Raw genomic sequence first — 20247 nt, 5'->3', positions numbered from 1 at the left:
GTGGGTGGTACAGCCTTGATCGACAGTGAAGGCGGCGAAGATCGCAGCGCTCCATCAGTAATGCGCTATCCGTTCAACGCCGTCATCGGCTGGGATCCAGAACCAGACGACGTCCTGAAAAAAAGCCTGCGCATCGGCAACAAAGACCCGCAACGCTACACCTTACAAGGTAAGGAAAACGCGAGCAGCACCCGTTCAAATCAGGTTGAAGCCTCAAAAGTCGGCCTTCAAGCCTCTTCGAGTATTTTGAACGAAGGCCTGGGTGTCAGCGGCGAGCACATTGCCGATTACATCTGCGCCGGGGAGTTTGGCTGGGGTAAAGACCGGGACGGACACGACAAAGGCGCGGATGGGAGTGGGCTTGAGGGGGTGCCGAGTGCGAGTAAGTTGGGGAAACTGTCAGCGGGTGGTAGTCCGAAGGCGAAGCACGTGCTTTACAAGTTGACAGATGGTGCGAATGGGACGGGCATTGATGCTGTGTGGAGAGCTGATCCGGCCAACAATGACGGTAAGAAATTCGCTATTGTCGAAGATAAGGCGAGTCGTAATGAAGATGCGCCGAAGTTTATGCGCAAGCATAACAATACCCGAAAGCCTGGTGTAGCATCAAAGCTGGGAGTGTCTGGAGTAAGTGGTCCTAGTGAATTGATCGAACCAATAGAACAAGATACAACTAACTATAGTAAAGGTAAGCCCTTCGTGAAAACCGGCAAAAAGGGAAGTAAACAAATCAAGCATGATGAAAGCTCTAACAAAAGAAGAAAGCGTTTATTAGTTCAGATGACTCGTGAATGGATAGAAGAGAACATTGACAGCGCTGTTTGTGGAAGAAGCCTTGCGGCTAAAGTGATGAGTTCTCATAGCCCCCATCTCTTTTACGCTCCTTTATTCCATGCAAGCCAAAGCCCTAAAGAGCATGCAAGCGCGCGGCTGGAGGGTTCTAATGAGTCCACTCACGCAAACCACGAAGCCTTTCACTAATCTGAAATTGAGGTGAAAGGCTTTGTGAATAAACGTAAAAGGTCTTTAGCCAAAAAAGATGGCGCATTGAACTCTTTAAGAATAGAGGCGTAACTACAATGCAAAAGAGACAAAAATATTTCAGTGAGACCCATTACAGAAACTTTCTAAGAGAGCATGACGAAGTAATTGATTTTCTCAAGACAAATAGATTTGAGTCTGATACTGCGGAAGAGGAAGCAGCGCTACGCTCCAGACACTTTCAGAGACTTGCAATGGATCGGCTCCTAGCTACATACACGGCAGGAGAGGAGATAACATTTTTGATCCCGCTTCTCGAGGAGCTAGTAGGGAAGTACGAGACCAGGCAAACCACATTAGAAGAGTACGAAAATATCCATGACATTTCTCCGCTAGCAATAGATGACTGGCCTTACCAATATGAGGAATGCGTACAAGTTATAGGTTTCTGCATTTTATTACATCGCACAGACCTCCTTACGCGTTTCGTAAAGTTACTAGACAATGCAGGCTACGCTGGCGACGATACATTATACGAAGACTTACTTGTTAAACTGCTGCCAAACAGGCAGGATGTAGATCAATGGTTTCACGATGTTTACTCGCCCTTAATTCGGGCGATCTATGCCGACGATAAAACGGAAGCTTCAAGCCTACTACAGAATTACTGTCAAGAATGGTATCCCGCATTTAAGCAAGCCCCTTGGCATGATACTCATCTACAAGGCGAAGATGGAAACTACGTTGGTTATTGGGCAATAGAAGCCGGCGCAATTGCGTTTTTATACGGCATAGACGATAGCAAAATAGATCACATGGTCTACCCAAAAGACTTGGTCGAATACGCCAGAAACTACACAGGTGAAGCTGGCTCTCAAACCAAACGTACTGCCGCAGGCGAACCTTGCAGCAAAACAGGCTACTGGTTCACCCCAGCCCAAGCCAGTTCAAGACGTCACTTTCAGCAAGGCGAGATCATGCCTGGTATTAGCGACTCGAAATTTGGCGACACGCTATGGTATTGGTCGGGTGAGAATTGAGTCTTGCAGGTCGCCAGGTATGAATGACCACGTGGGTGGTACAGCCTTGATCGACAGTGAAGGCGGCGAAGATCGCAGCGCTCCATCAGTAATGCGCTATCCGTTCAACGCCGTCATCGGCTGGGATCCAGAACCAGACGATGTCCTGAAAAAAAGCCTGCGCATCGGCAACAAAGACCCGCAACGCTACACCTTGGTACCGTTTGACCTGCTGCGCTTCGTATTGCAAGAATGCCGAATTAAAACCAACCCGCAAGAACTGCGCAGACAAGTATTACAGGCTGGGAAACTGGCTGCTAAACTGGACGAAATCATCACAGGGGTAAAAGGCTCCTCGACCTTTCAGAGCTTGCCCAATTGGGCCAAAACCTCCGTGGTCACCGCCCTCGCCGCCTCCCGCGACAACATGCCAGCGATAATCGGCATCGTTGAGAAGCAACGGGGCGAATGGAGGGGCATGCAGCGCAACAGCGATGCGGCGTCCTCGGGTTCAAGCCACCCGAAAATAGCCGAAAAACCCGCCAACAAAGACGCAGCCGTCGCAGCACAAGGTAAGGAGAACGCGAGCAGCACCCGTTCAAATCAGGTTGAAGCCTCAAAAGTCGGCCTTCAAGCCTCTTCGAGTATTTTGAATGAAGGCCTGGGTGTCAGCGGCGAGCACATTGCCGATTACATCTGCGCCGGGGAGTTTGGCTGGGGTAAAGACTGGGACGGACACGACAAAGGCGCGGATGGGAGTGGGCTTGAGGGAGCAAGTTAGGGAAGCTTTCTAAAGGTTGCAGTCCGAAGGGAAAGCACATTCTTTACAAGTTAAACGACGGCGCTAACGGAACAGGTATCGGCGGGTGGGAGCCTCAAGGCAAAACATGTGCTTTACAAGCTGACTGATGGAGCGAATGGGCCGGGGATTGATGCCGTTTGGCGAGCTGATCCTGCCAACAATGGGGGTAAGAAATTTGCGATTGTTGAAGCCAAGGCAAGCCGAGATGAAGATGCGCCCAAGTTTATGCGAAAGTTGAACAATTCGCGTAAGCCGGGGGTTGCGTCCAAACTGGGTGTCTCAGGCTTGGCTGATCCAAGTGAGTTAATCGAGCCGCTAGAGCAGGTCGATACTCCTGTGATAAGCGGTGATGGCAAGACTGTAAGCAGCGGAAAAAGAAGTGGAAATTTCACTAGGCATGAAGAGGTATCCACTAAAAGAAGAAGGCTTTTGATGGTTCAGATGAGTAGAGAGTGGATTAGGATCAATATAGATAAAGCTGTATCTGGACGAAGCCTGATGGCTCAGATTAACGGCTCCTACAGTCGCCATCTGTTTTATGCTCCCTTGTATCATACTAGTATGAGCCCTAAAAAACATGCCAGTGCGCAGCTTAATGGTTTGGATGAGACTGCCCACCAAAATCATAGCGCGTTTCATTACTCTGATCATGAAGTGAAAGGTTTCGTGAATAAGCGTAAGAGATCGTTGACGAAAAAATACGGTGCGTTGAGCTCGTTAGAAATTGAGGTATAACTGACGTGAAAAAAAGACAAAAGTTTTTTAGTGAAAATCACTATAGAAATTTTTTAAGGGAGCACGATGAGGTCGTCAAATTTTTTGAGACCAACACATTTGAATCTGACTCGCCTGAAGAAGAGGCTGCGCTGCGTTCAGCATATTTTCAAGAACTTTCTTTGGATAGGATGTTGGCAGCTTACACCGCAGGTGAGGAAATAGCATGTTTAACTCCCATGCTTGAAGATCTAATAGATAAATATGAAAGCAGGCAGTCAAGGCTTGAAATATCTGAGGGGATTTCTGATATATCCCCGTTAGCCATCGATGACTGGCCTGATCAATATGAGGAATGTGTTCAGGTCATAGGACTTTGTATTCTGCTACATCGTACAGACCTGCTTAAGCGATTTGTACGTCTCATAGATGTTGCTGGCTATGCCGGGGGCGACACTCTATATGAAGATCTTCTTGTAAAACTGCTTCCGAATAGGAAGGATGTAGATCAGTGGTTTCATGAGGTTTATTCTGATTTGATTCGAGTGATTTATGCGGATAGCAAAGAAAGCGCGTCTACGTTTCTAAAAAAATATTGTGATCAGTGGTACCCGGCTTTCAAGCAAGCCCCTTGGCACGACACTCACCTTCAGGGAGAAGAAGGTAATTATGTAGGCTACTGGGCCATCGAAGCCGGTGCAATCGCTTTTTTATATGGGATAGATGATAGCAAGATAGATCATATGGTCTACCCCAAAGATCTGGTCGAGTACGCAAGAAATTACCAAGATACTAATGACACTCAAGTCAACCGCGTTGTCGCTGGCGACCCCTGCAGCAAAACAGGCTACTGGTTCACCCCCGCACAAGCCAATTCAAGACGTCACTTTCAGCAAGGCGAAGTCATGCCTGGTATTAGCGACTCGAAATGGGGCGACACGCTTTGGTATTGGTCGGGTGAGAATTGAGTCATGCAGGTCGCCAGGTATGAATGATCACGTGGGTGGTACAGCCTTGATGGACAGTGAAAGCGGCGAAGATCGCAGCGCTCCATCAGTAATGCACTATCCGGTCAACGCCGTCATCGGCTGGAATCCAGGACGGGGCGACGCCCTGAAAAAAAGCCTGCGCATCGTCAACAAAAACCCGCAACGCTACGCCACGGTACTGATCGACCTGCTGCGCTTCGTATTGCAAGAATGCCGAATTAAAACCAGCCCGCAAGAACTGCTCAAACAGGTATTCAACGCGGTAAACCTGACGGCTGAACTGGACGAAATCATCACAGGGGTAAAAGGCTGCTCGACCATTCACTGCCTGACCAATGCCATCGTGTTCAACTTGCATAACGGACATGCCGAGAGCATGGACGCACGCATTCAAAATGCTCAAGCAGCGCGCTTGCGATTTCCGCAATCAAGAGCGTTTTCGCAATACCATCTATTTCATTTTGGCGGCTTGGATTTGTATCCAGAGCGCCTTAAAAAACGTGGGATCCACCAGATACGATGAAGCCCCTCGGTGGGCCATGACGATCATGGTGGATGGTCAGGCGGTTGTCGTAGGCATCGCTAATACCGATTAACGTTGCATCGCCGCTGCGTGCATCCATACGAAAGCGACAGAAGTGCGGCGCATCGTCGGCCTGCGTGAGGACAAATTAGTTGGACTTCCACCCAGGTCTTAGTTGAGGTTTAGAGCTTGGCCGAAGTGGATATCTCCGTAAATAGTTATACAAATTATCCAGTCTAGATTTTCAGGGAATACATAGCTATTCTGAGGGATTTCAGCCAAGGCGCCAAGATAAAGTCCTAGTTCAATGGTATCCACTAGATAAGCCTCGTCAAGAAGTGAATCCCCGAGAACGATTGCTGTGCTATTATTTAGGTCACTGATGAGGGAGGATAAATTATTGATTGCGATATTAATATCCCCTACTGACATGGTCAGGTGTTTCTTAAATTTTGACCAGTCAGGCGTTGAGCCGTTGAATGGGATAGCCTGGTTAAGTGACTTGGTATAGTAATCATGTAGCTTTCTGTCCAACTTATAATGCTGTATGGAGTTCTGCGAAAAAAAATACTGTAGGTCGTCATCAAAATAACTCATTTTATAAATACCCGGGTAATTTTTAAGAAAGTTTTGATGGAGCCTTCAAATGTAAAGTGTAGGTCCTTTGTTTTCCAGATCATACATTTATAGGGGCACCGCTCCTTTCGTCATGCTCTAAGCGGTAGCCGGTTTTACCATCTATAGTTTGCATTCCTGTTGGCGTGCCTGCGGTGCTACCACATTTTGCCATTGTCGGTTTTCCGGCTAAAGCCCCATTCAAGTCTAGACACTTCAGCGCTTGGTTTCTCGCCGACTCAAAATACTCAGAGTGGATATTATCATTTGCTGGACTGGTGTATTTTGAATACCTAGTGTCTCGTTTTTACCAGGGCAATTACCTTTAATAACCGCCAACCCTAACGGATCCAACCACCCCGTAGGGTAAGGCACATACCGATACCCATTCCCCCCTGCCAGCTAGATCGGGTCAGGCGTCAAATACCGTGCGCTGGTGGGATTGTAGTAGGGTGCCGGTTTTAATGCAGCCTCGTTTCCGCATCGAAGTACTGCCCTGAAAGCGCAGCGGGGTGTCGATCTCGGTGATTTCCAGCTTGGCGACGCTACCCTAAGACTTGATTCCTGATCTGCTAACCCACGCGCAGTCGCCACCCTTTTCGTTTAGCCGGGCGAGCCGCCTCACAACGCCTCGCTCGTTGGAATCCCAGCACACTTCCCATTACACTAGCGGCCTTTATCAGACAACCGGAAGTCAGATACCCGTGCTCAAGGCCCTCGCTGTTATTACCCTCGCCGCCACGCCCTTTCTTGCCTTCGCCGCTGACCTTGCGGGCGTCTGGCAGGGCACGCTGGGTAAATCCACTGTCACCGCCTGTTTCAACCGCGCCGATGGCGAGCATGGCAGTTACTACTACCAACGTATCCTCAAGCCGATTCAACTGACCCAAGCCAGCAAAAACGCGCCGTGGGTGGAAGAAGGCAACACCGGTTTCTGGGCATTGCAAAAACCTCAGGGTGATACGCTCTCAGGCGGTTGGAGTAAAACCAAGGGCGGCAAGCCACTGCCACTCAGCTTGCAGCGCATCAGCGCGGACGGCTGCGGCAGCGATGCTTACAACTCGCCTATGGAAGCCGCGCCTCTGCCGATCAAGGCCGAGAAGAAAAGCTTCGAAAACCACTCGTATCTACTCAAGACCCAAGGCGCTCAGGTCACAATCAAGTTAGAAGGTGACGGCCCGGCGATTCAGAAGATTAACCAGCAACTCGCCGCCCTGGCTGCCAACGACGAGGATCAGGACTACTACTTCGAGGAGCGCCGTGAATACCTGGGTAGAAATGGCTCAGCGTATACCAGCGACATCGACGTTAGGCCGGTGTATTGGTCATCGAAATTCATCACCGTCAAGTTCTACCGCTGGGCGGCGGGCTACGGGGCCAGCGGCATCAGTTGGGGCCTGCATTCCTGGAACCTGCAAACCGGCGAAAGCGTTGACCCGTGGACATGGCTCGGCGGACGCCAGGAGTGGTACGACGCTTACTCCGGCCATGTGGAGTTACCGGCCACATTCAGTGTCTGGCTGGCCAAGCAAACCGACACCGATGAAGGCTGCCCGGCGATCACCAGCTATTCAACCTTTCACCTGAGCTTCAACACTCAAGGCCTGCAACTCTCAACCCGTCCCACAGGAGACGGCTGCGACAACGACTTGTCCTTCACTTGGGAGCAATTGGAACCAGTGCTGACCGAACAAGGCAAAGCCGCTTTACCCAGCTTGAAGCTGCCCTGAACAGCGGGCTTTGCCGCATTACAAAAATCCCACACTCTCTTTGCCACCGTCAACATCGGCATCGCTGTTACCAACGCTCCCATAACCGTACTCATAACCGGAGTGAGGGTAATTGGCGCGCGGGTCGAGTAATCCAATGCTCATCAGAAACGTCCTGCTTTAAAAACAGTGAGTGTCGTTATCCACGCTAATACCCTGATTGCGAAGCCGTTCCACATTTGAGTACGCGGCTTCGTGCCCTCCTTTTTCGGCTTCCTCATAACAGGCCATCGCTCTAGGTAGATCGTTCGGGACAATGGCGCCGACTTCATAGGTGCTTCCCAACTGGATCAGCGCTGAAGGAGCACCTGAACGTGCCGCAGTTAGAAGAGCATCCAGCGATTTCTCGGGGTTCAAACACGCTCGCGTCTCCTCGCTCTCCCCCTCATTACAGTAGAAGTCGGCCAATGCCAAACCTGCCTCAGGAACACTCTTGGAAGCATCGATAAGCAGCCCAAGAATCTTCGTGTTTTCGAGACGGGGTGCCTGGCCAGACAAGCTGATTGCCGCCGCAGCAAATGCGGCCTCTGCAGAACCTTGCTCTGCACCGTCCAGATAGCTGTCGAATGCCGATAGGTAGAGTTGAGCTGATGACTCAGACTGGGTTTCCATGGCCAACTGATTAAACAGTTCCCCACGCTTAAAGGCTCTTGCTGCCAACGAAAGCTTACCGCTCGGGTCTTGAGCATCGAGCACTTTTTCGAGTGACCAGTTTTCAATGTGATACAACATCCAGCAATCTCTATGATTGAAGGTGAGTATCTTCAAAAACTTGCCTTTGTTGTCACGTATATAAACTTGATTCGGCAATTGAACCGTCACGTTCAGGTTTGGCTTTTGAGCGTTTTCGAATGCCGGTGGTAAAAGGTTTAAGGCATCAAGTGTTTCCAACGATCTCGTCACCATACGATAAGCTGATCCTCTCTGATCAACCGTCTGCTGGACCACCGGGGAGGCGGTGAAGGCCCTCTGTACTTCCGGGTTCGTAGAGAACTCTTTGATAAACTCGACAAAGTCATGTGTCGGGCATTCCACAGCAAAAGCGTCTGGGCTCGTCCCTAGAATGAACAGGATTAAAAATTTAAAACCATAACTTTTCATTCGTTCGTTGCCTTTCATTGCAAACTTGATCATTTGGAAAATACAAAAAAACTTCGATTTAAACTTACCAGGCAACGTATTAATCAACGCCGGATGCATCAAACTCTCCAATTTGTCCTGATCCACCCCCGCAGCCATATCGCATTAAATACGCAGCGGTTACGGCGCCCGTTCCAAGACCCTTTTAGGTATTAGTCTCTCTTTTCCAGCCTCTCTCATCAACGCAGCATAGTCTTTATAGTAACTAATTGCTTTGACCTTATCAGTCCCCCACAAAACATCTGCTATGTTTAGTTTCAATACTACCCTGTGAGGTGAAACGCTTTCCACCTCACTTAAAATCATATAAGCGAGCTCAAAATCCCCGGATTCGCCCAAGGCAAACCCCAAATCGTTATAGACAGTAACATTTGAATCAACGATCGGTGAATCCTTAGATAACTGTTTTACTCTTTCATGATTTAAATACGCCCTAACGGCTTTGTAATCATCGTTCTTTAATCTAGCCATAACGATCGCATGGGCCAGTTTAAGCGAGTCTGCTGTTTTTCCTGCTTCCAGTTCAAGCAGTTTTTTGCCAACAATATTGCGCGCAACATACCACGCATAGCTATGCTCACCGTCCTCAAGGCTTCCTTCGTAATCCGAAAAAAACTGACCTAAGGCCAATTCTTTATTGAGCGAAACCAAAGAACTCCCAGTATATATATATGTCTCATACTGTGTCCCCTTCAAACCAATGCCTGCGTGAGAAACCGACCAAAAGCATGTGAACAGAAAGTAGCGAGCCTTACCATCAACTACGTAAGCATCACTTATCTCAGCCACACCGCCTTCAGGTTCACAAACATCAGGAACACTATAATTTTGGCCAGCACTGTTTGTAAGCGTCCCCTTTAACACATCGTACCCGCTGGCACTTTCAGTGGTAAACTTGACCTGTGAAACGCCATTAAAATCAGGTTTAAGTTTAAAGGTCTTGGTTTCCGCATGTACTGCGAAGGACCATAACACCAAAAAAGCGATCACAATTTCTTTCATTACTCAAGCTCCGCCCTTACCATATAACGCCAACTATTAAAAGATCAATCCTACATTTAAGGAAAGTCTGGAACAGGCATCGGTATTTGATGCCCTCTCGGCCTGAGAGTTAAAAGAAACCTGCCCTGTCATATAATCAGACTTTTCTAGCGTTTAACTCATCCAGTTGACCCCCTGCATAATAGAAGTCAGTCCCCTATGAGAACCAGTGGCGCCTTGCTCGGCATAAATCCCAGTGATGTGGGGCGTTATACCATTCAACGGAGGCAAAGCTAGGAGCATGGCTTCAACAAAAGACATATAAATTCCTTTTCAACCAAGCGTCAAAGTGAATAGTCTTTGACTTCGTCTAAAAACCAGCAACTGCTCAATTTAAATATATAAAAAACTTGATAATCCGTATCAGGCTTTTCCAGCTTTACCGTGGCTTTTTGTTCGTCATTCTCAATGACCTCAAGCGTTAGGCCACGCTCTTTACGCACGTTTCTTTCAGGGACGACTGGAAAGAATACTTTCTCCTTGGCAACCCGCTGAGTCTCCTGCTCAGGCTCTGGTTCAGCATCTACTGTCACCCGTTTTGTGAGAGGATAATTCGTGAACTGCTTTTGAATAGCTACGTCTTCTGTAAAGACGTCCACGAACTTGAAAATATCCTGCGAGGGGCATAAAGCTTGCCCACTGCCAGCCGCATTAGCGCTCATGGCGAAGACACTCAGTACAGAAATCACCGCGAAAAATCGGAAAGCCGAATTAGTCTTCATAAAAAATCCTTATTTACTCGGAAAACAAAAAAGCCATTGGTTCTCAGGCGGCGCATTCGCCAACGCCTGATCCATCAATTTACCTGAGCAGTTGAAGATGTTCAGGAAGGTTGTCAGTCTCGGAATTATTGCTCAAGATTACACCGAATCAAGCCAACGATCGCAGCGTGAATACCTGATCAGGCAGTTGAGAGGAAACGAAATTATGCGCTAGCTCTCCTATGAAGTTCAAGCGCTTGACCCCCCCGAAGACAGCGTTTCGGAATTTCAATTCAACATCCATCACACACACACACACACACACACACACACACACACACACACACACACACACACACACACACACACACACACACACACACACACACACATACGCACACACACACACACACACACACACACACACACACACACACACACACACACACACACACACACACACACACACACACACACACACACACACACACACACACACACACACACACACACACACACACACACACACACACACACACACACACACACACACACACACACACACACACACACACACACACACACACACACACACACACACACACACACACACACACACACACACACACACACACACACACACACACACACACACACACACACACACACACACACACACACACACACACACACACACACACACACACACACACACACACACACACACACACACACACACACACACACACACACACACACACACACACACACACACACACACACACACACACACACACACACACACACACACACACACACACACACACACACACACACACACACACACACACACACACACACACACACACACACACACACACACACACACACACACACACACACACACACACACACACACACACACACACACACACACACACACACACACACACACACTCGGAGGTTTGAATACCCAATTTAGAACTAATAGGTTGATTAGAGTAACCTGCACTTGGATGATCCTTACCCTGTAATGCAACGGGGATGTCTTCTACTGGCAGGCTTCTCCGATCTTTTCGGTGACTGGACGGGGACGACCCAGCCAAGCTGCTTCGCTGCTTCCCCTTCCATTTCACCAAGCGCTTTTCGACAATTCCGACCATCGTCGGCATGTTGTAGCAGGACGCGGCGAGAATGCTGGCGACGGACGTTTTTGTCCAGTTGGGCAGCCCTTGGAATGTCGATGAACCCTTGACGCCCGTGATCATCTCATTCCGCTCACCGCGCAGCTTTCCGGCATCGAATACCTGCTTGAGGAGTTCTTCAGGGCTGGGCTTGATACCACATTCTTGCAGCGTGAAGCGCAGCACGTCAAAGAGGGCCGGGCATGACGATCGGGAACCTTGTTGACGATTCGCATGCTTTTCTTCAGGCCCTCACCCGGTCCTGGAATCTAGCCGATGACGGCCATGACCATCCAGATGTCCGCCTGGAGTTCAAAGACTTTCACTTCGAACTCGTAAACATTCGATACACCACCGCAAACCAGCGTCAGGGAGTAACACTAGCATCATCGTGCTATTCCTCCCCAGACCAATACCAAAGCGTATCACCCCCTGTCGAATCATTGATGCTCGGCATGATTTCGCCTAGCTGGAAGTGGCGCCTCGAATTAGCTTGTGCTGGCGTGAACCAGTAACCGGTGTTGGTGCACGGATCCCCAGCAACGACAAGATGGTCCTGAGTGGCGTTAGTACCTCGGTAATTTCTCGCGTACTCGACGAGATCTTTAGGATAGACCATGTGATCTATCTTGGTATCATCTATCCCATATAAAAAAGCGATCGCCCCCGCCTCAAAAGCCCAATAACCTACATAACTTCCGCCTTCGCCCTGCAAGTGGGTATCATGCCACGGTGCTTGCTTGAATGCGGGGTACCATTGCTTACAGTATTCGTTCAGAAGTTTAGATGATTTTTCTTTAGAGTCTGAATATATGGCTTGGATTAAAGGCGAGTATACATCATGATACCATCGATCAATATCTTGTCGATTGGGCAATGTTTTTCTTAGTAAATCCTCATACAAAGTGTCGTCGCCCGCATATCCTGCTTCGTCCATTAGAATTACGAAGCGCTTCAGTAAATCAGTGCGATGGAATAGTACGCATAGGCTAATTACTTGAACACATTCTTCATACTGATCCAACCAGTCATCTATTGCTAGTGGGGATATTTTTGGTGATTGCTCATAAATTGCTAATTTAGCTTGGCGACACTCATATTTGTCTATCAGCTCTTCAAGCAATGGAATGAGTGATTCCACCTTTTCTCCAGCTGTATAGCAGGAGAAAATTTTATCCAGTAAGAATTCTTGCATGTGCCATGCTCGAAGCGAGGCCTCCTGTTCTATAGAGTCAGACTCGAAAGTATTGGTTTTACAAAACTCAAGAACTTCTTCATATTCTTTTAGGAAGGTCATATATTGATTTTCAGTGTAGAATTCTTGTCTTTTTTTCATGCCTTAAGCCCCAATTGTCAATGTCTCTAGTTCGTTGGCATGTTGTCGCAGGACGCGGCGAGAACGTTGGCGACGGACGTTTTTGTCCAGTTGAGCAGCCCTTGGAATGTCGATGCCCCCTTGACGCCCGTGGTGATCTCATTTCGCTCACAGCGCAACGTTCCGACATCGAATACCTTCTTGGGCAGTTCTTCAGGGCCGGGGTTGATGCCGCATTCCTGCAGCGCGAAGCGAAGCAGGTCAAAGAGTACTGGGGGCATAGCGTTCGGGATCCTTGTTGACGATACGTATGCTTTTCTTCAGGCCGTCACCCGGTCCTTGAATTCAACCGATGACGGCCATGACCTTCCAGATAACCACCCGGTGTTCAAAGACTTTCACTTCGAGATCCTAAACATTCGACACGCTACGGCACACCTGCGTCAGGCAGTAGCGCCAGCATTATCATGCTATTCCTTCCCAGACCAATACCATAGCGTGTCGCCCCATTTCGAGTCGCTAATACCAGGCATGACTTCGCCTTGCTGAAAGTGACGTCTTGAACTGGCTTGGGCTGGGGTGAACCAGTAGCCTGTTTTGCTGCACGGATCGCCAGCAAGGACACGATTGACCTGAGTGTCATTAGTACCTTGGTAATTTCTTGCGTATTCGACGAGGTCCTTAGGGTAGACCCCATGGCTTATCCTGCTGTCGTCTATGTCGTATAGAAAAGCGATCGCACCTGCTTCGATGGCCCAATAGCCTACATAGTTACCTTCATCTCCCTGAAGGTGAGTGTCATGCCAAGGGGCTTGCTTGAAAGAGGCGTACCACGTACGACAATACTCCTCAAGGAAATCAGCGGCTTCATCTTTAGTTTTTGCATAGATGGCTTGGATCAATGGCGAGTATACATCGTGGTACCACTGATCAACATTATGCCTTCCTGGCAACACTTTAAAAAGTAGATCTTCATATAATGTATCGTCGCCTTCATAACCTGCACGATCTACAAGTTTTACAAACCGTTTTAGTAGATCAGGGCGATGCAATAGGATGCAGAACCCAATAACCTGAACACATTCCTCATACTCGTGAGACCAATCATCTATTGCTAAAGGGGATATTTCAGGAGAGCGCTCTAATATTGAAAGTTTTTGCTGTCGCACTTCATACTTCTCAACCAAATCTTCTAGCAGGCCATTAAGAGAGGCGATATCTTCTCCTGCTGTATAGGTTGCTGTAAGTTTTCGGAACGCTAGATTTTGAATAAAGGCTGAACGGAGCGCTGCTTCTTCTTCGGAAGACTCCGACTTGAAGGTCATAGTCTTCAGAAGTTCTACCGCCTCATCATGTTCCCTTAAAAGATACTGATAGTGCCCTTCACTAAAAAATTTTAGTCTTTTTATCATTTATTTAAACCTCAAATTTTAGCGAGTCAAGCGTAACATATTTTTTTGTCAAATATTTTTTGAGCTTATTCAGGAAACTCTTGATTTACTCTCCATAGTGAAATCCCTTGTGGTTCCTGTGAGTGGACTCGTGAGTGCTGGTCATGCGCACACTGGTATGCTCTTGGGCTAAGACTTGTGTGATATAGAGGAGTGCAGAACAGGTGACATCTGCATGATCCAGCAATCTGAAGCAGCAAGGAATACCCAAGACCGGCTTTTTTTCAGATTTTTTCTTATCCATTCACTGCTTATTTGAACGACTCAAACCATGTTGCATCACTATTGAAATTTAAACCAATACCTGAATGGGAACTGACCAAGAATAGGTAACGATTCATTAACAAGCCTTGCCATTTCTCAGGTCAACCGCGTGCTGTTTCTTGACTGAAGTGGTTTCCATTGCAGGACTTTTTTTCTTGAGCGCTGTCCCGACCGGTAAATGAAGGTACTGCTCCCTTTCTTCAAGCCAGCCGTATTTTTTGAGAAAGTCTTTGACCCCTGCTTCGGCGGTAAAAATCTCAACATGAACCTGATACTTGCTGGAGACACCGCCACCCTCACCGGTCAGATTATATGTTTGCCCCAGTTAACCGTTAGGGTCTCCTGCCTTAGTCCCTGTGCGGGCGGTTTGGGTTGAGCTGCGAAAAAACAAGCAAAGCGCCTGCCGGTTTACCGTTCTCTGCAACGGCAGGATCTCCGTACATATCCAGTTTTTTGAGTATCTGGGCCCTCTTTTCGCGAAAAAGGGATGATCCTTCGGGGCATTCTAAAGCTGGATCACAGGCTCAAAATTCCCTGGTTTCCCAAAACGAAAAATTGCAGGGCTGTTCTCGTAGATGGAAAATGTCCTCGCAAAATATCGAGCTGACACAAGATTTCGCTACGTAATGCCTAATGGAAAGAAAATGGTGCGTATCCGAACGAAAAGGCTCTTGGCGGGGCAACCAAAAATGGGACGAAATAAGCTGCTCTCATCAGATTAGAGAGCGTTTACAATATTAGCGACATAGGGACGTTGTTGAAAAATTTTGATGACTGGGAAAAGCCTAGATGAAAACCACTTTCGAAACTGCTCTGGATCAGCATGAAGTCGCCGATTTTTTCAAGGGCACCGGCATTTATTTCGCAAGGGGATCTGATTGGGGCGATCATCTTTATGTCAGCAACTGGCAGGAAATGTGCGGCGTACTTAAAATGCGACGGTCAGCAAAAAGCGTATTGACAAGCATATTTGGAGAGTATGCAAAGTACCTCAGCGAAAATTATGAAGACGCGGCAGGATTACTTTCGAACATCACAGCGCATTACGTAACAAAACACAAATTTGAGTTCTTATCTACCAACCGCTATGACCTCATTGACAGTCTCGACAGTAAAACAAAAGAAAACATAGGCAGACTATTTAGACTTCTAAGAAGCGAGTATGACAAAAAAAACAACCATCTGGCAAACTATACATTCGAACAAGAAATCCAGAGACTTAAACAACTTGGCTGCTCGACCGAGCTCGAACTTCTTTAACTCTTTTAAATAAATAAAACGGACAGGACTACCGCGACACTATTATAGAGCATCAGGTTGCTTCCTCCAGCGTCACGAATACGACAGAGAAGGAAAAAGCAAAACAGAAAAGTTGAAACATCAACTCCGCAGAGCAACAGAACTACACGCTCACGTGCCCGAAACTGGATATAGTAACTATTTTGCTGGAGATGTAAAAATGCTAACCGATCTACAGGCACGCGCATCACTCATAGAGCTGATCGAAAAATATCTTAAGGGAGTAGATTCTGATTACGACCGTCTGATCGAAATCGTGCGGAATCCTTCGCGGCAAATACCGATCAGAGGTGTCCTTGAGGGCATTCGACGGTACAACAAGGTGCAGTACACGAAACAAGAGCTTGAGCTGGTCGATGAGCTTTTGTACATGTTTGGGTGAGTAGCCTACACGTTTGCGGCCGTGCTGATACTTACAGCGCCAACTTTTCTGTGGGTATCATCTGACCAGGGCCGGAGGGGCAAACGGCGCCATTATTTTTCTCCCACGATCACACCTCCGCGATCGGCCCAAAACGCAGGCACCGTTGCGGTGAAAGCAGTACAGCTAACTGCCCCTCTACGTAGAACGCCCCCAAATCGCGAAGCAACACAAGCTCAACGCCGAGCTGACGGAGGACGTGATTAAGCCGTACGCAGGATTGCTTTCAAAGCCTTGCGTGTAGCGGGGGGTAAGAAATATGATGCAAAGGCCTTGGCCAGAAATGCCAACGAGCACTTCAAGTGCTATTAATGTTAAGCCCGTGACTCTGACTTGTATACTCGGAAATAGACGAAAGTGACAATTGACAAGAGCATCGAACTAGAAATTATTGATCTAATGGACGCACTCGTTCCATGGTAATTTTGATAAAATATCCGCTAAAAATTGGTACGGCAGACTTAACAGACCGGATATTGAGGCAAGACTCGCTGAGTACTGCAATACATTGGCATTACCTCCTGCATTTTTCGTAGAGAAGATAGATAGTTATGAGTACAATGATGGCTCTGGCTTGGCTCTGAATGTACCACTATGGACCAAGGAAGAAGGAATGAGCGACCTGACTCTTTCCCTTGAGTTGCTATATAGCGAAACAAAAGCGAAGCTTCAAATGACAGACCTTCGTGTTCTATGAAAACCTGCATGGGTTTTCTCGCCAGCTTCAGTTGCGCCCCTCCAAGCAAAATACGAAGGTCCCGTTTTTTTGAGCTAAGAAGTGAGACTAACCTGACCACCTTAAAAAGCAAGGACCGAGAAACAGTACACCTCTTAAAAATTAAGCCAACTAGCAGAATATTCAATACAAAGTTCGGAGCGGAAATCAAGCAGTTATTTAAAAGAAAGAATAATTATCCGAAGAAAAAATCGGCACTAAGCAAAAGCCCCTTATCGACGCTGAACTATCGCTGCTGGAAAGACATGCAAAAACTCGCCAACCAAACCGATGCCCGGAAACAACTTCAATGATTACAAATTTTGAAAAAGCCTTAAACCGAGGTGAGTTCCCTGCATACTTTAGAGGGCATGGCGATTACTTTAAAAGAGAACCAGACTGGGCACTCATCTACATGTAATTAATTGGCAAGGACTCTGTGCTTTTCTAAAAACGCAAAGAAACCCCCACATCCTGTTAAGCACTGCATTTTCAAAATATCTAACTACGATCACCAAAACCAACAAAGACGCAGAAGGTCTGTTAGAAAACATAGGGTGCTACTACTATATGAGAAAAAAAAACGATACCCTGCGCACTAACGGATTTGACCTGATTCGCGACCTTTCCATAGAAGAGAAGCTAATAATCTCCAGCACAATAACTTTCCTCGAACAAAATATAAACAACACGCAACACGAGCAAGACATTGAAAGCTACAACCGAAGGATCACAAATCTCATTAATGATGGCGGGCCAAAAAACATTAAAAACCTTTAAACCTCCGAATAGTAATATTTTTATGCTATAAATAAGATCCGACGCCTTAGGTCGTCGAATAGAAAAACCGTTGATGTGCAAAAGACAGAGTTCATGTGGAAAGGTGATCACCTCATCGCAGAAAGCGCCGAGCATCTTTATCGAGCCTACGTCTACAAGCCGGGCACCTTCCGTAGGCTGGAAATTCTTGATGGCGAAGGTCCGGCCAAAGTAATGCAGTTATAGTACCAACTTGGCCACCTGGTTTTAGCGCTGATGCAGAGTTGCGCCTGCTGCCGATTTGGCGTTGCCCTATAAGTATTCAGGCCAAAGTCCGACCTGCTAATGCTTTGCGAAGTAGAAGCTTGGCTCAGCAAAACTTCGGCAACTGGGTCAATTCTTCATCAGCGGCATCACTTCCCTTCTTAACTGGACGCTTCGAATGATTCTTGAGGTCCTCACAAAACCAATCGGGACGATAGATTCAATTAGCGACGCCAGTCACCAAATGACTCAGCTGCGTCAATGTAACGTATAGCCGATTGCACATCCCGCCAACCAACGTAGTCCATCAACGCTTTGGTTCCCCAACAGCGCGTTGTCAGGTACACCGAACGGCTCCTGTCGAAAAAGCACTCCAGATCAGGTTGTTCTTTTTTGACAGGAGCAAGCCCCAGCATCAGCCCATCCAATTCTGCAGCCAGTAGGCGTAAGGTATCGGCAGCACCGAAGCCGGATCAGAGAGGCCTAACACTCGCGCTGCGGGAAATGGCCAGTGAGGATTAGCCAGCAGTGTCCGTGCAAAACAGACCAGGTCCAGAGCTCCGGAGCGTACGAACTCATCCGCTTCATGAGCGTCCGTGATCATCCAGCTCATCAGTGCGAATATTTGCCTTTGGAGACAGGAAAGCCTGACCGAGAAAACCGTGAGCAAAATGCAGTTCCAGCCATTCAAACCCCGCACCAAGTGCCCGCGCAGCGGCGCTGGTGAAGTCAGCTTGTATATGACGAATGCCTTCGTGGGTCAGCTCGTCAGGAATGTAGGAAGACTCAGGCACGTAAGGCAGCACACTCGATGAAACAGGCTTCCAGCTTTGCGGGTCTGAAACATCGAGTGGATGCCCGCCTTCCCAGGGAGGCGTGCATCCGGCTTTGCGTCCTGCGTGCCCCAGTTGAATGCCGGGTACTGCTCCGGCGTTTTTGATCAGTGCGACGACCTCGGCAAAGCCAGCCACTTGACTGTCGCTCCAGAGCCCTGCATCACCCGGTGTGATCCGGCCCTCCGGGTTGACTGAAGTTGCCTCGACCACCACCAGACCGGCTCCGCCTTTCGCCAGGGTTTCATAGTGAGTTTTATGCCAGCCATTCAACGCGCCATCTACGGCTTGATACTGGCACATTGGTGAGGCCACGATGCGGTTACGCAGCGTCACATCCTTTAATTGATAGGGTGAAAATAGCGAGGTCATGAGTTCATCCGCTGGTTGATATGAATCAGCAGATTATGGCTTTCGAGAGGGGGACATTATTTGCCTGAAGGAAGCTAAAGACTGCACAAAATGACGGTCTTCAGCGCAGCAGCCCTGCCGTCCCCGTTTACTTCCGGGTGCCTCCAGAGGATATATTCGGTTACTTTTCACGGAGGATCGAACCATGCCGTTTCGTAACTACCTGCGAATGTTCACGCTGCTCACAGCGTTCAGCCTAGCCCTCAGCACAGTCTCCACACCAGCCTGGTCAGCCACTAAAAGCGCAAAACGCGGCATCGCTTATGACATAGCGTCACCTGCGGACTTGAGTGCTTTGTCCCCGGGAATCAGTTGGTGGTACAACTGGAGTCCAAAGCCACACGACCGGCTCGCCGCGTATAACTACTCCTCCACCTACGGGGTCGACTTCATCCCCATGGTCTGGAACGCCAATGTCGATGACGGTCAGCTCAAACTCTACCTGCAGGCCCACCCGGATATCCGCTACTTACTGGTGATCAATGAGCCCAATCTCGTTGATCAGGCCAACATGACACCCGAAGCGGCCGCGCGATTCTGGCCAAGGCTGGAACAGATATCCGCGCAGACCGGGGTAAAGCTGGTTGGCCCCGCGATGAACTGGGGAACGATGTCGGGTTATGGCGACCCGGTTGTGTGGCTTGACGCCTTCTATGCTGCGTACCGTGCGCAAAATCAGAATCGCGATCCGAAGATCGACTATCTGGCGTTTCATTGGTACGACTATGGGCTGTCAGGCATGCTCGACAGGCTATCCAAATATGGCAAACCCTTTTGGGTCACCGAGTTCGCCAACTGGCACTCCCCGATTGACGGGGTGCAGATCGACACGCTTGAAAAGCAAAAGGAGCAGATGGCGGAGATGGTGGCGGTCTGCGAGAACCGCGCGGATGTGTTTCGGTATGCCTGGTTCACGGGTCGCATGAATGATGACCCGCACTTTTCAAGCCTGTTGAACGATGAAGGAAGGCTGACAGAACTGGGTAAGCATTATCTTTCGCTGCCATTCAATCAGTAGCGGGTACCAGCGGTCATCG

19 protein-coding genes and 4 pseudogenes are annotated in these 20247 nt (G+C 48.4%); 13 read left to right on the top strand and 10 right to left on the bottom strand.

Annotated features, from left to right (window positions below; genetic code table 11):
• Positions 1-162: 162 nt before the first annotated feature.
• The 6 genes and pseudogenes from K3169_RS09670 to K3169_RS09645 all read left to right on the top strand — a co-directional run.
• Positions 163-1074: pseudogene (locus K3169_RS09670) on the top strand (hypothetical protein); the annotation flags it as partial.
• A gap of 5 nt (positions 1075-1079) precedes the next feature.
• Positions 1080-2021 (top strand): PoNi-like cognate immunity protein, encoded by a 942-nt coding sequence (locus tag K3169_RS09665; RefSeq protein WP_263271222.1) that lies wholly within the window; start codon positions 1080-1082, stop codon positions 2019-2021.
• Between the two features lie 19 nt (positions 2022-2040).
• Positions 2041-2781: a hypothetical protein gene (locus K3169_RS09660; RefSeq protein ID WP_263271221.1), complete on the top strand. Its 741-nt coding sequence runs from the start codon at positions 2041-2043 to the stop codon at positions 2779-2781.
• Between the two features lie 108 nt (positions 2782-2889).
• Entirely contained in the window at positions 2890-3537 is a 648-nt protein-coding gene (locus K3169_RS09655) for a hypothetical protein (protein ID WP_231676848.1), read from the top strand.
• Positions 3538-3542: 5 nt separating this feature from the next.
• Positions 3543-4484 carry a PoNi-like cognate immunity protein gene (locus K3169_RS09650; protein WP_263271220.1) on the top strand — a complete coding sequence of 314 codons (942 nt, stop codon included), beginning with the start codon at positions 3543-3545 and terminating at the stop codon, positions 4482-4484.
• A 19-nt stretch (positions 4485-4503) separates the two neighbouring features.
• Positions 4504-5028, top strand: coding sequence for a hypothetical protein (locus K3169_RS09645; RefSeq protein WP_263271218.1), 525 nt, complete (start codon positions 4504-4506; stop codon positions 5026-5028).
• A gap of 171 nt (positions 5029-5199) precedes the next feature.
• Here the strand turns inward: K3169_RS09645 and K3169_RS09640 are convergent, their stop codons facing one another.
• Both K3169_RS09640 and K3169_RS09635 read right to left on the bottom strand, forming a co-directional pair.
• A complete protein-coding gene (locus K3169_RS09640) occupies positions 5200-5625 on the bottom strand; it encodes a hypothetical protein (RefSeq protein WP_263271216.1) in 426 nt (141 codons plus the stop codon).
• Positions 5626-5922: 297 nt separating this feature from the next.
• Positions 5923-6193: pseudogene (locus K3169_RS09635) on the bottom strand (RHS repeat-associated core domain-containing protein); the annotation flags it as partial.
• Positions 6194-6347: 154 nt separating this feature from the next.
• Here K3169_RS09635 and K3169_RS09630 point away from each other — a divergent pair.
• Positions 6348-7373, top strand: a complete 1026-nt coding sequence (locus K3169_RS09630; protein WP_231676844.1) for a hypothetical protein — start codon at positions 6348-6350, stop codon at positions 7371-7373.
• Positions 7374-7391: 18 nt separating this feature from the next.
• Here the strand turns inward: K3169_RS09630 and K3169_RS09625 are convergent, their stop codons facing one another.
• From K3169_RS09625 to K3169_RS09610, 4 genes are all read right to left on the bottom strand, one after another.
• A complete protein-coding gene (locus K3169_RS09625; RefSeq protein ID WP_263271214.1) occupies positions 7392-7517 on the bottom strand; it encodes a hypothetical protein in 126 nt (41 codons plus the stop codon).
• A 15-nt stretch (positions 7518-7532) separates the two neighbouring features.
• Positions 7533-8612, bottom strand: coding sequence for a sel1 repeat family protein (locus K3169_RS09620; protein WP_263271213.1), 1080 nt, complete (start codon positions 8610-8612; stop codon positions 7533-7535).
• Positions 8613-8672: 60 nt separating this feature from the next.
• The gene (locus K3169_RS09615) at positions 8673-9554 is read right to left on the bottom strand and encodes a tetratricopeptide repeat protein (protein ID WP_263271211.1); all 882 of its coding nucleotides are present in this window, start codon (positions 9552-9554) and stop codon (positions 8673-8675) included.
• Positions 9555-9877: 323 nt separating this feature from the next.
• A complete protein-coding gene (locus tag K3169_RS09610) occupies positions 9878-10315 on the bottom strand; it encodes a hypothetical protein (RefSeq protein ID WP_217384986.1) in 438 nt (145 codons plus the stop codon).
• Positions 10316-11762: 1447 nt separating this feature from the next.
• On the opposite strand from K3169_RS09610, the pseudogene K3169_RS29590 reads away from it, so the two are divergent.
• Positions 11763-11852: pseudogene (locus K3169_RS29590) on the top strand (DNA adenine methylase); the annotation flags it as partial.
• Between the two features lie 20 nt (positions 11853-11872).
• Here K3169_RS29590 and K3169_RS09605 read toward each other — a convergent pair.
• From K3169_RS09605 to K3169_RS09595, 3 genes are all read right to left on the bottom strand, one after another.
• Positions 11873-12814, bottom strand: coding sequence for a PoNe immunity protein domain-containing protein (locus K3169_RS09605; protein WP_231676798.1), 942 nt, complete (start codon positions 12812-12814; stop codon positions 11873-11875).
• A 26-nt stretch (positions 12815-12840) separates the two neighbouring features.
• A complete protein-coding gene (locus tag K3169_RS09600; RefSeq protein WP_263271208.1) occupies positions 12841-13074 on the bottom strand; it encodes a hypothetical protein in 234 nt (77 codons plus the stop codon).
• Between the two features lie 189 nt (positions 13075-13263).
• Positions 13264-14205 (bottom strand): PoNi-like cognate immunity protein, encoded by a 942-nt coding sequence (locus K3169_RS09595; protein ID WP_263271207.1) that lies wholly within the window; start codon positions 14203-14205, stop codon positions 13264-13266.
• A gap of 1092 nt (positions 14206-15297) precedes the next feature.
• Between K3169_RS09595 and K3169_RS09590 the strand changes: the two genes are divergently transcribed.
• The 4 genes from K3169_RS09590 to K3169_RS09575 all read left to right on the top strand — a co-directional run bounded on the left by K3169_RS09590 (position 15298) and on the right by K3169_RS09575 (position 17948).
• Positions 15298-15768, top strand: a complete 471-nt coding sequence (locus tag K3169_RS09590; protein ID WP_231676796.1) for a hypothetical protein — start codon at positions 15298-15300, stop codon at positions 15766-15768.
• A 199-nt stretch (positions 15769-15967) separates the two neighbouring features.
• Positions 15968-16189: a hypothetical protein gene (locus tag K3169_RS09585; RefSeq protein ID WP_231676795.1), complete on the top strand. Its 222-nt coding sequence runs from the start codon at positions 15968-15970 to the stop codon at positions 16187-16189.
• Between the two features lie 744 nt (positions 16190-16933).
• Positions 16934-17257 carry a hypothetical protein gene (locus K3169_RS09580; RefSeq protein WP_231676793.1) on the top strand — a complete coding sequence of 108 codons (324 nt, stop codon included), beginning with the start codon at positions 16934-16936 and terminating at the stop codon, positions 17255-17257.
• Between the two features lie 559 nt (positions 17258-17816).
• Positions 17817-17948: a hypothetical protein gene (locus K3169_RS09575; protein WP_263271205.1), complete on the top strand. Its 132-nt coding sequence runs from the start codon at positions 17817-17819 to the stop codon at positions 17946-17948.
• A 433-nt stretch (positions 17949-18381) separates the two neighbouring features.
• Here the strand turns inward: K3169_RS09575 and K3169_RS09570 are convergent.
• A pseudogene (locus K3169_RS09570) lies at positions 18382-19171 on the bottom strand (NADH:flavin oxidoreductase/NADH oxidase).
• 208 nt (positions 19172-19379) lie between these two features.
• Between K3169_RS09570 and K3169_RS09565 the strand changes: the two are divergent.
• The gene (locus tag K3169_RS09565) at positions 19380-20228 is read left to right on the top strand and encodes a glycoside hydrolase family protein (protein WP_263272250.1); all 849 of its coding nucleotides are present in this window, start codon (positions 19380-19382) and stop codon (positions 20226-20228) included.
• Positions 20229-20247: the final 19 nt, after the last annotated feature.

The organism is Pseudomonas phytophila (genome assembly GCF_025643095.1).
Lineage (GTDB): Bacteria > Pseudomonadota > Gammaproteobacteria > Pseudomonadales > Pseudomonadaceae > Aquipseudomonas > Aquipseudomonas quasicaspiana.
The sequence above is the reverse complement of the archived record's forward strand: the minus strand, read 5'-3'. Positions and strand labels throughout refer to the sequence as shown.